General features: G+C 46.8%; 14 protein-coding genes. 1 reads left to right on the top strand and 13 read right to left on the bottom strand.

All coding sequences use genetic code 11. The annotated features are described in order from the left end of the window. Positions 1 to 85: 85 nt before the first annotated feature. The gene (locus tag PAEAM_RS25905) at positions 86 to 604 is read left to right on the top strand and encodes a MogA/MoaB family molybdenum cofactor biosynthesis protein (RefSeq protein ID WP_100529421.1); all 519 of its coding nucleotides are present in this window, start codon (positions 86 to 88) and stop codon (positions 602 to 604) included. A 76-nt stretch (positions 605 to 680) separates the two neighbouring features. Here the strand turns inward: PAEAM_RS25905 and PAEAM_RS25900 are convergent, their stop codons facing one another. From PAEAM_RS25900 to PAEAM_RS25840, 13 genes are all read right to left on the bottom strand, one after another. After that, the gene (locus PAEAM_RS25900; RefSeq protein WP_100529420.1) at positions 681 to 1,235 is read right to left on the bottom strand and encodes a hypothetical protein; all 555 of its coding nucleotides are present in this window, start codon (positions 1,233 to 1,235) and stop codon (positions 681 to 683) included. 74 nt (positions 1,236 to 1,309) lie between these two features. After that, positions 1,310 to 2,329, bottom strand: a complete 1,020-nt coding sequence (locus PAEAM_RS25895; RefSeq protein WP_100529419.1) for an oxidoreductase — start codon at positions 2,327 to 2,329, stop codon at positions 1,310 to 1,312. Between the two features lie 110 nt (positions 2,330 to 2,439). Beyond that, positions 2,440 to 3,093, bottom strand: a complete 654-nt coding sequence (locus tag PAEAM_RS25890; RefSeq protein WP_100529418.1) for a hypothetical protein — start codon at positions 3,091 to 3,093, stop codon at positions 2,440 to 2,442. Positions 3,094 to 3,490: 397 nt separating this feature from the next. Next, positions 3,491 to 4,945 carry a nicotinate phosphoribosyltransferase gene (locus tag PAEAM_RS25885; protein ID WP_036609243.1) on the bottom strand — a complete coding sequence of 485 codons (1,455 nt, stop codon included), beginning with the start codon at positions 4,943 to 4,945 and terminating at the stop codon, positions 3,491 to 3,493. A gap of 198 nt (positions 4,946 to 5,143) precedes the next feature. After that, complete coding sequence (locus PAEAM_RS25880; RefSeq protein ID WP_100529417.1) at positions 5,144 to 5,701, bottom strand: cysteine hydrolase family protein; 558 nt, start codon at positions 5,699 to 5,701, stop codon at positions 5,144 to 5,146. 67 nt (positions 5,702 to 5,768) lie between these two features. After that, complete coding sequence (locus tag PAEAM_RS25875; RefSeq protein WP_100529416.1) at positions 5,769 to 6,572, bottom strand: NUDIX hydrolase; 804 nt, start codon at positions 6,570 to 6,572, stop codon at positions 5,769 to 5,771. 78 nt (positions 6,573 to 6,650) lie between these two features. Beyond that, positions 6,651 to 7,055, bottom strand: a complete 405-nt coding sequence (locus PAEAM_RS25870) for a PaaI family thioesterase (protein WP_036609249.1) — start codon at positions 7,053 to 7,055, stop codon at positions 6,651 to 6,653. A gap of 209 nt (positions 7,056 to 7,264) precedes the next feature. After that, positions 7,265 to 7,678, bottom strand: a complete 414-nt coding sequence (locus PAEAM_RS25865) for a YlbF/YmcA family competence regulator (protein WP_197997748.1) — start codon at positions 7,676 to 7,678, stop codon at positions 7,265 to 7,267. A gap of 302 nt (positions 7,679 to 7,980) precedes the next feature. Further along, positions 7,981 to 9,537, bottom strand: a complete 1,557-nt coding sequence (gene miaB, locus PAEAM_RS25860) for a tRNA (N6-isopentenyl adenosine(37)-C2)-methylthiotransferase MiaB (protein ID WP_100529415.1) — start codon at positions 9,535 to 9,537, stop codon at positions 7,981 to 7,983. Between the two features lie 312 nt (positions 9,538 to 9,849). After that, complete coding sequence (gene pduL / locus PAEAM_RS25855; protein ID WP_017689107.1) at positions 9,850 to 10,422, bottom strand: phosphate propanoyltransferase; 573 nt, start codon at positions 10,420 to 10,422, stop codon at positions 9,850 to 9,852. Between the two features lie 193 nt (positions 10,423 to 10,615). Further along, entirely contained in the window at positions 10,616 to 11,617 is a 1,002-nt protein-coding gene (locus tag PAEAM_RS25850; RefSeq protein WP_435303333.1) for a dipeptidase, read from the bottom strand. An 86-nt stretch (positions 11,618 to 11,703) separates the two neighbouring features. Further along, complete coding sequence (locus PAEAM_RS25845; protein WP_007430104.1) at positions 11,704 to 11,964, bottom strand: stage V sporulation protein S; 261 nt, start codon at positions 11,962 to 11,964, stop codon at positions 11,704 to 11,706. Positions 11,965 to 12,081: 117 nt separating this feature from the next. Further along, complete coding sequence (locus tag PAEAM_RS25840) at positions 12,082 to 12,876, bottom strand: TIGR00282 family metallophosphoesterase (protein WP_036609256.1); 795 nt, start codon at positions 12,874 to 12,876, stop codon at positions 12,082 to 12,084. Positions 12,877 to 12,920: the final 44 nt, after the last annotated feature.

Raw genomic sequence — 12,920 nt, 5'->3', positions numbered from 1 at the left:
AACGTTCAACTCTTCCCCAGTACATTGCCTGATTCTAACGGATGGTCTATGCTATGAGGACATGTTGATTGAAGGAGGAAGTTTCATGACTAATTCAGTGGAACAACATCGCCAGGAAGCTCCAACCACGGTATCGTGCATGATTGTTACAGTGTCTGACACGCGAACTAAAGACACTGACACCAGTGGCCAGCTCATGCACCAGCTTTTGAATGAAGCGGGTTATCAGATTGTTGAATACATCATCACACCAGATGAGACGGAGAACATTCGAAGCATCCTGCAAGATGCAGCTGTTCGTGATGATATTGAAGCCGTGTTACTTAGCGGCGGAACAGGGATTTCACCCCGAGATACAACTTATGAAGCAGTATCCTCACTACTCGACAAGGAACTCCCGGGCTTTGGTGAGATCTTCCGTTTTCTCAGTTACACCGAAGATATCGGTTCCGCTGCCATCCTGAGCAGAGCCGTCGCTGGAACGATTGGACGCACAGCCGTATTCTCCATGCCGGGTTCCAAAGGAGCCGTCAAATTGGCCATGGAAAAACTCATTCTGCCCGAGCTGCGGCATGTCATGCGTGAAATATATAAACCCGTCTGAAAGATCAGACGGGTTTTTCGGGTTTATTTTCAGCTGTATGGTAAGGATTGAAAGTTTTCTGTGCTCCCATCTTCTCCTACCTTAATTGCCCCAGCACATGTTGGAACACCTGCAACACATCCTGTTCATACTTGTCCTTTTCCCCACCGGAAGCTGTATAAACGAGTGAGACGTACCCTTTGCTACGAATCGTTGTTCGGCCAAGCGCATTCTCCAAGACAGCCTCATCACGATTCTCACTATACATTTGTTTCATACTGGCAGCCCGGGTTGCAGCATCACTGAAAATATGGACTTTCACGATGTGTCTGCCACTTCCATTCAACAAATACATATAAGAGACCCCACCATGGCCGTCATCGGCAGACATGTTATTCATCAGTTGAATGCCTTTTGCTTCAAAACTCTTACTGATCTCACTCACCAATTCACCGTTTAATCCGTGTCCTTGACTCTGTGCCCGCACATTTCCTTCATCCGTCGCTTCGCGCGTGTAGACCTTCCGCTCCTGCTCAATGGATGATGCCGAACAAGCCGCCAGGGACCAGACACTCGTGATCAACACACCACTTACAAGTACCGACTTCATTGTTCTTCCAACCAGACTTCGCCCTTTTCTAGCAAACCACATGCCAATCCTTCCTTTCCAGCCACGTGTGCTGTGACCCAATCAGGTAGAATTAGCATGTCTAAGGACTTAGAATCTTATGCGGATGGCAGATCTGATATTGTATTGACCACCGTACGACCTACTGCACCACCTTGGAGTATCGTCTCCAGCGTAAGAGGCAATTGATCTAGAGAGATCTCCCGGATTCCCAGTTCCAGCGCGCGCTCTGGTTTCCATTCTCCGCCGAGCAGTTTCCACAATCGTTCCCGACGTTCCATCGGACAATATACAGAGTCTATACCAATAAGCTGGATGCCACGCAAAATAAACGGAAGTACCGTGGATTCAAAAGCTGTGCCTCCAGTTAACCCGGATACCGCTACCGCACCTCCGTATTGAATCTGTTTCAATCGCTCCGCAAGAGCCGGTCCTCCTGTTGGATCAACAACTCCCGCCCATAGCTGTTTCCCCATCGCTCCTTTAGCTGGAGCATCAGCTTCTTCACGAGTAATAACCTCTGAGGCGCCCAAGTTTCGGAGCAATGACTCCTCCTGATCCTTCTTGCCTGTGCTGGCTGTTACTTCAAAACCAAGTTTCGCCAGAATGGCAACTGCCATACTGCCAACACCACCCGTTGCACCCGTAACCAGAATCTTGCCCATCTCCGGTGTCACTCCAGCCTGTAACAGCGCATCTACCGAAAGTGCAGCCGTAAAACCTGCAGTTCCAATTGCCATGGCTTCTTTCTCATTGAGACCCGGTGGCAGAGGCACCAGCCATTCACTGCGCAGACGAGCATACTCGCTGTACCCTCCGTAATGGGATACGCCAGGTTCAAATCCTGTACTGATCACCCGATCTCCTGGTGCAAAACGTCCACTGACCGACTCCTCTACCGTTCCTGCCAGATCAATTCCCGGTACCATCGGGTACTCACGAACGACACCGCCTTTCTCAAGGGTAGCGAGTCCGTCTTTATAATTGACACTGGAGTACTGCACCTGTACCGTTACATCTCCATTTGGCAGATCTTCCTTCTTCAGTTGCTCTATAGCAGCTTTCACTCCGCCCTGTTCTTCTTTACGGACAACATATGCGTTAAAATGATTTTTCATCGATAACCACTCCTTCTTTGGATTGTATATATTTTTCCATTAAGCACATGAATTGTTCGCATTCAGCTTAACGGCTCCTTTTACCTGTGGAATTCTTCAAATATTGATGATCAAACTCTGTCTCTCCTGAGCGTCAACAGATAGATTAGTGGACCCACAATAGGGATGATGCCTGCCGCGGTCCAAGCTGCTGAACGTCGACTCACTTTAGTATCCCTGTATATCGCAATCATGGAAAGTAAGGTCAGCAGTACAAAATCAATTGTCATGATATGTACAAAGGCAGATTGCTTGAATGCTTCCATATATACATCCGGATGACCTTGCGTCACGGCATAGAAAGCTGTCCCCAGCGTCAACAGCAGAAGGACTACATGCGTCAGCTTGTGGGTTGCTACCCGTCCAATTCCCGACTCACGCTGACGACCAAAATGTAAGCTTCCGTAACCCGAAGCTCTATTTGCGGATGATGACCATGCATAATAGGGAAGCAGGGCAAAAGCACCCAGTCCGAAAGAAAGTATGACAAAAGGCCAAGCCGGTACACGGCCACCTCGTTCTTTCACAGATGTTCTTAACAGCATACAGGCATAAACTGCCGGGAAAATACCTAACCACGAAAACACCGTAAGTAACCAAGGTTCTTTGCTTTGCAGGGTGATCAGTTCTTTGAATATCGGATCACTTCCAGGTGACTGCCCCGGTGCCAACAACAATGCATAGGCAATAAAAGCGATCCAGACCAGTCCTAATATCCACCTCATGTCTGCACCTCCTCTTACTTTCATCCCCTACAGCTACGGGATTGAAACAATGCGATGCAGAATTTGGCGGCTCCTGCGCTTTCCCGAGAAATAATTACTGCTTTTCCCCTACAACCTCTTGAATTGGGCATGACTATTTCCAGTATAGCCTGTTACCATGGCAGTCTGTCCATGAGATTTCTTACATCACTGGTCCACCTCATCGGGATCATATAAGAATAACGTCTATCAACTATCGACGTACTTTCACAGAAGACAGAACGCGTATAGCGGAAATTTTGCTTGCAATCATCGAATCGTTCAACTCCGGTAAGAACGTATACATTCTATAGGCAGCAAAAAGGCATAAGCCAGTATACCTCACTGGTTATGCCTCTCTGTAATTCTTATGTGTGAATTATTCCTCTGTGGATTTCACATGTTCCGCAATGAGCTTCTGCTTCATATTCCATGCCGCAGGGCTGATGTTCACACGGTAGATCTCCGGGTTGAGCTTCCGTTGGTATTCAGGCCAGAAGAGGTTCATCTGTTCCCGGTGGTACGCCCGAATCTCATCCAAATTAGGCAGTTCATACACTTTACGTCCATTCACAAAGATTGGCTCCAGCATATTCACCGCTTCGTAGCGGGTAACCGTCTTTTTCAGATAAGGGTGTAGCGGGTTGAACAGCTTGAGCGGTCCGCCCTGTAGCGGCTGCTCTTCCTCTGGATAGCAGATATAATCTGCAATCGCTTTGCCATGTTTCGGATCAATGATCCGGAACACTTCCTTTTTACCTGGAGTGGACACCTTTTCAGGATTGGCAGATATTTTGATCGTAGGCAGCATGGCACCGTCCACTTCACGCTCCACCAATTTGTACACTCCACCCAAAGATGGCTGGTCAGAAGCGGTAATCAACTGTGTACCAACACCCCATGTATCAATCCGTGCTCCTTGAGCCTTCAGGTTGAAAATCGTATTTTCATCCAAATCATTGGATGCTACAATTTTCACATAATCCAGCCCAGCCTCATCCAACATCTGACGTGCCTGAATCGACAAGTACGCAAGGTCACCACTGTCCAGACGAATCGCATTCATCTTTTTGCCTTGGCTCTCCAACTTCTTGGCTGTCTTGATGGCGTGAGGTACCCCACTGTTCAACGTGTCAAAGGTATCAACCAGCAGCGTAACCTGATCAGGCAACACTTTGGCATACACGTCAAACGCCTCCTGTTCGCTCATAAAGCTCTGTACCCAGGAATGGGCATGTGTACCTGCTGTTGGGATTCCAAAGCGCTCTCCAGCCAGCATATTAGACGTTGCATCGAAGCCTGCTACATACGAGGCACGTGCGCCCCAGATGGCAGCATCCGCTTCCTGCGCTCGCCGTGTGCCGAATTCAAGCAACGTATCCTGCTGCGCTACCTGTTTGATCCGCGAAGCCTTAGTTGCAATCAACGTCTGATAATTCATGAAGTTAAGTATCGCCGTCTCCACCAATTGAGTCTCCATAATGGAGCCTTCTACCCGAATGAGCGGTTCGTCAGGGAAAACAATTGCACCCTCCTTCATGGAATGAATCGTCCCCTGAAATGAAAACTGGAGCAACTCTTCCAGAAAGACCGGATCGTAATTTTCCTCTTGTTTGGATAAAAATTTGATGTCGTCCATCGTGAACCGAAGCTGGCTGATATAGTTCACAATACGTTCCAATCCGGCAAATACCGCATATCCGTTGCCAAAAGGGAGCTTACGGAAATAGGCTTCAAATACCGCCTTCCGCTTGTGAGTACCATTCACCCAGTGGGCGTACATCATATTGATCTGATATTTATCCGTATGTAAAGCCAGGCTAGTTGTCTGCATTTGTCTCATCCTCTCTGACTTCCGCTCGTGCCCCCAGATTTCATCTGTGAACATGGGTTAACATATGGAGACTCATTCTTCATGATTCTGTTCATCCGTATTAAACAAACAAGTCTCCCGTAAAAAAACTTTATACACCATTCACCACATTCATCCGGTTCCTAACATGAGGTCAACCAAACATGACTATGGAGTAAATTAAGCCAAGACTGTCTCGCTCGCCCTAACCACCCAAGCACCAAGGCTGGAACGAAAATGTCCAAGTGCCCACTCATGCCCTGCCGGATTGAAGCTGGCAACGCCATCTTCATATACCGTAATATGAAAACCTTTATTGTAAGCATCCACTGCGGTATGCAATATGCAAATATCCGTGCATACCCCTATGAGTGCAATATCCGTAATACCACGTGCACGCAGTCTGAGTTCCAGATCGGTCCCACAGAATGCACTATATCTCGTCTTATCCATCCACTGTATATCTGTTTTCCGTTCTTCCATCACTTGGGCAAGACGACCATATAACTGTCTTCCCTCCGTATTTCTGATGTTATGAGGTGGGAAAAGTACAGTCTCCGGATGATACGGATCATTCTCTTCGTGCAGATCCACAGCCATGATTACCTCATGTTTGTTCTTACAATAGGCCTCGGTTACAGCTGCAATCGTCTCTTCGAGCTCTACTGCCGGCTGACCTACAGGCAAAGAACCTGTCACAAAATCCTTCGTAAAATCAATGACAATCAGTGCTTTCATCGTCAACACTCCCTTATCCCAGAAATGGTTGATCCTGATTCAATCAGATTGACACATCTACACCTTATTACGTATAGATGGAAAGGCGTGGTACAAGTTCTGTAAAACGATATAGCTGCGCCGGACGCTGCGAGTATTGGTTGGAACTCACCAGGTTCCCCTCTTCATCTCTTACTTCTTCCACAATGCCTTTACGGCTGCGGGTAGACGTAATCTTGCGAATGAAGTTTGGTTCTTCAAAATCCGGTACAACACTTTGAATAACCTGATATAATTCACTTAATGTAAAATCACGTGGCAGGAACTGACGAGCAATCGTCGTTTCCAGCATCTGCTGTTGAATACGTCGATAAGCATCTTCAATGATTGTTCTGTGATCAAAGGCCAGTTCCAGTTCTTGCAGCGCCTCCTGAATGGTGAACAATCCAACATCCTCAGCATCATCTGCTGCTTGGCGTTGATCCAGCATCCATTCTTCCACAAGCGCGAAAAATGCGTGGGAGATAATCCAGCCCCTCGGGTCACGACCCGGCTGACTGTATACATTCAAGTATTCCAGATGTCCACCGTCTACCCCTGTCTCTTCCATCAGCTCACGCTTAGCTGCACCATAGATGGATTCATTTTCCTGACAAAATCCACCGGGTAATGCCCATCTGCCTGCAAAAGGCCAGCCTTTGCGCTTGATCAGCATCACTTTCAGTTCCCGAATGGGAAGTGTCTTCGTCACCGTCTTGCGCTCCCGCTTGGTCAAGGTGAACATAACGATATCCGCAGGAACACCATCGGGGGTACGATATTTTTGGGAACTATAAGCAAGTGCTGCTTGTTCGTCGCTCTCTGCATTAAAGTGTTCGTAGTTTTCGCTCATGGGCACCACCGACTATTTTCATTTTGATAATTTCATTATGACATAATAATATCTTTTGTCAACCGCAGGATTCATGCGTTACGTTCTCGGGCGTGCTATGCGGAATGTCGCCGTAGCCATACATCCCAACGTGCCCGATGCATCACGAACCTCCGATTGAGTCGTAACACTGCGGCCTGCTTGATGCAGTACCGTAGCTGTCACCGTTAATTCCCCTTGTTTCATTGGTGCGAGAAAATGTACGTTCAAATTTGTTGTCACACAGCCGTCCACTTCCATTGCTGCTGTTGCAACCATACCCATCGCCTGATCCATCAGTGAAGTTAATACACCCCCATGAATAATCCCCATGGAGTTGGTATGATGTTCGCCTGCTGTCAACGCGATCTGTACTTCTTTGCCGTCTCCTTTAATATAACGACAACCTAGAAATCCCCAGAATCGTCCGTCTCCGTCTTCCACCATTTTGTCCAAAATACTCATTATTCATTTCTCCTTTATTCACTGTACGTATCAAGCTCTCTTGATGTCATGTGCCTTTATCATTAAAAATCAGCCGCGCCACACAAAATAACCCCACAGCGTGGAGCTTTGCTTGGAATTATATTCCGAGTACTTGGCGATAGCCACTCCACGTTAACGGTTATGTAATGTCAAAAAAGGCGCGGACAGCGTCCGCACCCTTCCGTCATTTAACCGCAACTGGTCGGAGGTGAATCCGTTCCAGCCTCCACGTTTACTTTTTCAGAAACCGTATCCCGGATTACAGAGATCACTAGTTGAAGCAAGTAGTTGATGTCGCTCTGGCTCTGCTGGAATTCCGTAACCAATGGAATACTGTCCAGTTCGCTTTGCAGATCTTCAATTTCCTGTTCAATTTTGCTGACCATCTCCACATTTTTGAAGCTTTCAAAAGCGACAATCTCTTTTTGTTTTTTCTTGATCGTTGCAATCAACTGCTGGATGCGCTCATGATCCCGAATTTTGGTTTCAGCCTGTTGAAACTGTCTAACTTCCTCACTCGTTCCGAGCATATCAGCCAATTCTTTGGCTTTTCCCATAATGTCGTCGCGTATGACCAGATTGCGCGTATCGTAGGTTGGCATTCCATAATGGTTGTACTGCACTTCTTCCTGCGCCACTGAAATCGCTCCATTCTATGAGATGATATAAGATGAAAACTCACTGTTGCACTAAGTTCAGCTGACTGCTGAGTGACCGCTGCGGTGTCGGATCGTTCTTTTGATCGCTGTTGTCTCCGAATTTTTTCGATTGAGATTGTTCAAGGTTAATATTCGGAGACAAAGGCGAACGCTTCGCTTCTACAGAATCGATTCCGTCACCTTCGCTACGCTCGGCGTAACCCCGCTAAGTGCAAAAAATCATTCATCTTATTTGTGTGTGTGTATTACTGATTGGCAGCTACCGGCTCGGAGAGCAGGTTGCCCCGAATATAAAAAGTCATCGGATCGGTGATTTCCACTTGTACGAAAGTACCGATCAAATCTTTAGGTCCTTCAAAATGCACCAACTTGTTGCTGCGTGTACGTCCTGCCAGAACTTCGGAATTCCGTTTGCTCTCGCCTTCAACGAGCACTTCAACGATTTTGCCGCGTTGCTCTTCATTGCTTCGGTGGCTGTATTCGTTGATCGTTTCGTTCAAGCGCTTCAAACGTTCCTTCTTCACTTCCATCGGTACGTTGTCTTCCATCACTGCAGCCGGTGTACCTTCACGCGGGGAATAAATAAAGGTATAGGCAAAATCATACCCTACTTCACGGACAAGGGAAAGTGTATCTTCAAACTGTTCTTCCGTTTCCCCCGGAAAACCAACAATAATATCCGTTGTCAACACAACATCCGGGATGGCCTTTTTAATTTTGTCAGCCAGCTTCAGATAGTGTTCCCGGTTATACTTGCGGCTCATACGTTTGAGTACTTCTGAACTGCCAGATTGCACCGGAAGATGAATGTGCTCCACCAGATTTCCGCCCTTGGCCAGCACTTCAATCAAGTGGTCATCAAAGTCACGTGGGTGACTGGTTGTAAAACGTACCCGCGGAATATCAATTTGGCGAATGGCATCCATCAAGTCACCAAAACTGTAGTTCAGGTCGGTGAAGTCCTTGCCGTACGCATTCACATTTTGACCAAGCAGCGTGATCTCCTTAAAGCCTTGTCGTGCCAAATCACGTACTTCGGCAATGACATCTTCCGGACGACGACTGCGTTCTTTGCCCCGCGTAAACGGAACGATGCAATATGTACAGAATTTGTCGCAGCCATACATAATGTTCACCCAGCCGCGCATACCCTCACGTTTCTTTGGCAGGTTCTCAATAATGTCGCCTTCCTTGGACCATACCTCAACAACCATTTCTTTGCTGAACAATGCTTCCTGGATTAGATGTGGCAGTCGATGCACGTTATGTGTACCAAAGATCATATCCACAAAGCCATGCTTCTGCATGATTCGGTTGACGACGCCTTCTTCTTGGGACATACAACCGCATACGCCAAGTAACAATCCCGGACGTTCGAGTTTTAGCGTTTTGAGGTGACCAAGCTCACCAAATACTTTATCTTCCGCATTTTCTCGTATGGCACACGTATTGAGCAGAATAATATCAGCTTCTTTGCGATTCTCTGTAGCCAGATATCCCATAGACTCAAGGAGTCCTTTGATGGTCTCCGAGTCATGCTCGTTCATCTGACATCCATACGTATATACAATATAGTGTTTACCTTTCCCTATGTTTTTCAGTTCATCGGGAACGGCATTTTCGTAAAGCACCTGGACGTCTTCCTTGCCCCGCTGTTTCTCCTGACGATGATTGGGTTCCGATTTGATGTTAATCTCACGGCCCCGGATTCTTATCTTTTTGCTGAATTCATCTTGCGAAATTACTTTGGCATCGGAAAAATCAAAATATTGGGAGTAATCCTTTTTTGAGTCTTTAGCCATTTCCTTCGGTCACTCCTTACAGCCTCTATTAATAAAAAATCGTTCATTCATCCCTGTTCCACATGAATATCTTGCTTGGAACATTAAAAGAGCATTACAGCAAATTATAGCATGAATTGGGCTGTAGTTCCACATCCAAAGCGCATGTCCCTTCGTCTAATCCGAAACATGCCATGCTCAGAAGAGCACTCAGAAAACACAAAAACCTGAGCCTTGCCGTCAGGGCTGGAATTAACCGGCCCCTGTTGGCTGTGCTCAGGTTTATATGTTATTCAGACCGCCATAATTGGGGGCTGAAGCTATTACATGTAATTAATCGATGATTTCAGCAGTGTCGCCATTACGAGCGCCAGCAGCGTTAGCTTCATCTGTATCAATATGCATGTCCAGTGCGAAAGAATCGGATACACGAGCCAGTACATTTTCCAGTACCAGACCACGATCTCCACCCAGACGAACTTTCAACATTTGTTTGTCCTCGATACCCCATTTAGCAGCATCAGAAGTATGGAAGTGAATGTGACGAGCAGCAACGATAACACCTTTATCAATCGTTACTTCGCCAGCAGGACCTTTAATTGTGATTCCTGGTGTACCTTCAATGCTTCCAGATTCACGTACAGGTGCTTTAACACCAATCGCAAATGAATCTGTCATGGAGATTTCCAGTTGCGTTTCAGGGCGAACAGGTCCAAGGATACGCACTTTATCAAACTGTCCTTTCGAACCAATTACCGCTACAGTTTCGTTAGCAGCGTATTGGCCAGGCTGGGACAGAGGTTTAAATTCAGTCAGTTCATAACCTTTGCCAAACAAAATTTCAACGTGCTCTTGGGATACATGAATGTGACGGGCAGATACGCCCACAGGTACTGTTTTACTCATTGTAAATTCACTCCTTGTTTATCTATGGCCTGTACTCAGGCTCTTAACAATCCAATGGTATTATACCCCTTTTTGGAGTGAAATGAAAACGAACTGGTGAAAATTCATGAAATACACTTATTTCACCATCATTCCCCTCCTTTATTTGGAAAACAAGTTTCAATTCAACCCATTCAACGCACACACCAGTTCACTATTTCATGGAATTCCCCTTCATCTGCATCTTCGGTTTGCTCTCTGGCAAGTGTTCCCCCAGATAACTCATCGCATTCCCCCACAACCAGCCACGCACTAAATGTTCATCATAATGCTTGAGCAGGATTTCCGTCAGTCTCGGATAATGTCCTGAATGTTCAAGTCTCTGAATATACGTTGAAATTCCATCAAAATCAGACCCCATCATCAGATGATGCTGCCCGCCGAGAGAACAGATCTCCTCAATATGAGGCAGCAGATCTTCTATACGTACCTCACCCTCCTGCTTTACAAACCAGGGTACAAACGTCAGTCCAATCCGCCCTTCCCGGGCAATGATAGCCTGAATCTGATCATCTTTCAGATTACGCACATGAGGACATACGCTATAACTGTTGGAATGGGAGGCGATAAAAGGACGTTTGCTCAAGTCAGCCAGTTCCCAGAAACCTTTCTCTGTCAGATGTGACACGTCGAGCAGCATTCCGATTTCATTACACTGGCGCACCAGTTCCTTCCCCTTCTCGGTCAGACCTGCTCCACGCTTCTCCATTACTCCGTCAGCCGCCCAATTGGCATAATTCCACGTTAGTCCAATAATTCGAACGCCCATCTGATAACATAACTCCAGATAGAACAGGTTGCCCTCCAGGCCATCCACACCCTCCAGTGTGATTAATCCCCACGGCCCCCCTGTTTGCCCCACCTGAGCCACCTGTTCACGCCATAACAACGTCTGTGTGCCGCCAGGCCGCTCCTGACTTCTCTCCACACGTCTACGATAGATCTCCAACTGCCCCATCACATGTTCAAACTTGCCTCTGCCAAGTACTTCGGGTAAATAGATGGCGAACGCCTGCAACCCTACATTCCCCTCTTTCAAACGTTGCAAGTTCACATCCAGTTGTGGAGCATTTTCAAATGAAAGGGCAGGCTGCATCAAAATTTTGCTCAGTGCATCACAGTGAAAATCAGCTACACGCCAATCAGACATGGACATCTTAAACCCTCCTCAATATGTGATTGCAAAAAAAACGCAAAAAAACCTGTCTACATCGTAAACAGGTTCAATGCATACTGCATGTATTATCTGGGCTCCACAATCAGCTTAATGGCCGTTCGGTCCTCGCCGTCGATCACAATGTCTGTAAAAGCTGGAATACAAATCAGGTCAACTCCGCTTGGTGCTACAAATCCCCGGGCTATCGCTACCGCTTTAATGGCTTGGTTCAGTGCTCCCGCTCCAATTGCCTGCAGTTCAGCATTTCCACGTTCACGAAGAACCCCTGCAAGAGCGCCGGCTACAGAATTAGGATTGGACTTTGCTGAAACTTTTAATACATCCATGGTAAGTACCTCCCTGGGAATGTTGAAAGTTTGTTTCCACTTACTAGATGTTATTCGCGGGAGGCAAAAAAATTCCTTCTTTTTAGACGGGTTTCCCTGCAAATTGGGACAATACCCCTATTCCATGCGCCACTCGTCCTCCGTCAGACGAATTTTTTCGATGCGTGTTGCCGCACCTGTGGCTTCATCAATTTCAACAAAAACACCATGGAAGTGCCATTTGCCATCATCCACAACAAAACGTACGGGTAGCTGGGTGTAGAACTTACGCAGCACGGCCTCACGCTCCATACCCAATATACCGTCACGAGGACCTACCATGCCTGCATCCGTCAAGTAAGCCGTTCCTCCAGGCAAAATCCGATCATCATTACTCTGTACATGCGTATGTGTACCTACAACGAGAGACGCACGGCCATCCAGATGCCATCCCATGGCAATCTTTTCTGACGTCGCTTCAGCATGCATATCGACCAAAATACATTTATGGTCTTGGCGCAGCTCATCTACAATTTCATCAGCTACACGGAATGGACAATCCAGAGCAGGCAGGAACGTTCTTCCTTGAAGATTGACAATCGCTAGCTCTTTCCCTTCGCCTTTGACAACCGTGTACCCTCGTCCTGGTGTGCCTGGTGGAAAGTTTGCTGGACGAATCATGCGGGGCTCATCATCTATAAAATCAAAAATATCCTTATTGTCCCAAGTATGATTACCAAGTGTAATACCATGTACACCCCAGTTGAAAAACTCATTTGCGATTGCACCGGTAATGCCACGACCTGCTGCCGCATTTTCACCATTCACAATCACTACATGTGGCTTATACTTCGATTTCAGATACGGTAAATTTTCCTTTAATGCCTTACGTCCCACGTTGCCTACAATGTCACCAATAAACAAAACTTTCATTGATTACTGCCTCCTCAATTCCTGCAAAGTCCTCTTACTTCAAA

Source organism: Paenibacillus sp. GM1FR, from assembly GCF_002803315.1.
GTDB lineage: Bacteria > Bacillota > Bacilli > Paenibacillales > Paenibacillaceae > Paenibacillus > Paenibacillus amylolyticus.
This window is presented reverse-complemented; position numbering and strand designations above follow the sequence as displayed.

Excerpts from the sequence above, each read along its gene's own strand:
- PAEAM_RS25905 (WP_100529421.1), top strand. The coding sequence starts at position 86 with ATGACTAATTCAGTGGAACAACATCGCCAGGAAGCTCCAACCACGGTA.
- PAEAM_RS25900 (WP_100529420.1), bottom strand. The coding sequence starts at position 1,235 with ATGTGGTTTGCTAGAAAAGGGCGAAGTCTGGTTGGAAGAACAATGAAG.
- PAEAM_RS25895 (WP_100529419.1), bottom strand. The coding sequence starts at position 2,329 with ATGAAAAATCATTTTAACGCATATGTTGTCCGTAAAGAAGAACAGGGC.
- PAEAM_RS25890 (WP_100529418.1), bottom strand. The coding sequence starts at position 3,093 with ATGAGGTGGATATTAGGACTGGTCTGGATCGCTTTTATTGCCTATGCA.
- PAEAM_RS25885 (WP_036609243.1), bottom strand. The coding sequence starts at position 4,945 with ATGCAGACAACTAGCCTGGCTTTACATACGGATAAATATCAGATCAAT.
- PAEAM_RS25880 (WP_100529417.1), bottom strand. The coding sequence starts at position 5,701 with ATGAAAGCACTGATTGTCATTGATTTTACGAAGGATTTTGTGACAGGT.
- PAEAM_RS25875 (WP_100529416.1), bottom strand. The coding sequence starts at position 6,572 with ATGAGCGAAAACTACGAACACTTTAATGCAGAGAGCGACGAACAAGCA.
- PAEAM_RS25870 (WP_036609249.1), bottom strand. The coding sequence starts at position 7,055 with ATGAGTATTTTGGACAAAATGGTGGAAGACGGAGACGGACGATTCTGG.
- PAEAM_RS25865 (WP_197997748.1), bottom strand. The coding sequence starts at position 7,678 with ATGCCAACCTACGATACGCGCAATCTGGTCATACGCGACGACATTATG.
- miaB (WP_100529415.1), bottom strand. The coding sequence starts at position 9,537 with ATGGCTAAAGACTCAAAAAAGGATTACTCCCAATATTTTGATTTTTCC.
- pduL (WP_017689107.1), bottom strand. The coding sequence starts at position 10,422 with ATGAGTAAAACAGTACCTGTGGGCGTATCTGCCCGTCACATTCATGTA.
- PAEAM_RS25850 (WP_435303333.1), bottom strand. The coding sequence starts at position 11,617 with ATGTCCATGTCTGATTGGCGTGTAGCTGATTTTCACTGTGATGCACTG.
- PAEAM_RS25845 (WP_007430104.1), bottom strand. The coding sequence starts at position 11,964 with ATGGATGTATTAAAAGTTTCAGCAAAGTCCAATCCTAATTCTGTAGCC.
- PAEAM_RS25840 (WP_036609256.1), bottom strand. The coding sequence starts at position 12,876 with ATGAAAGTTTTGTTTATTGGTGACATTGTAGGCAACGTGGGACGTAAG.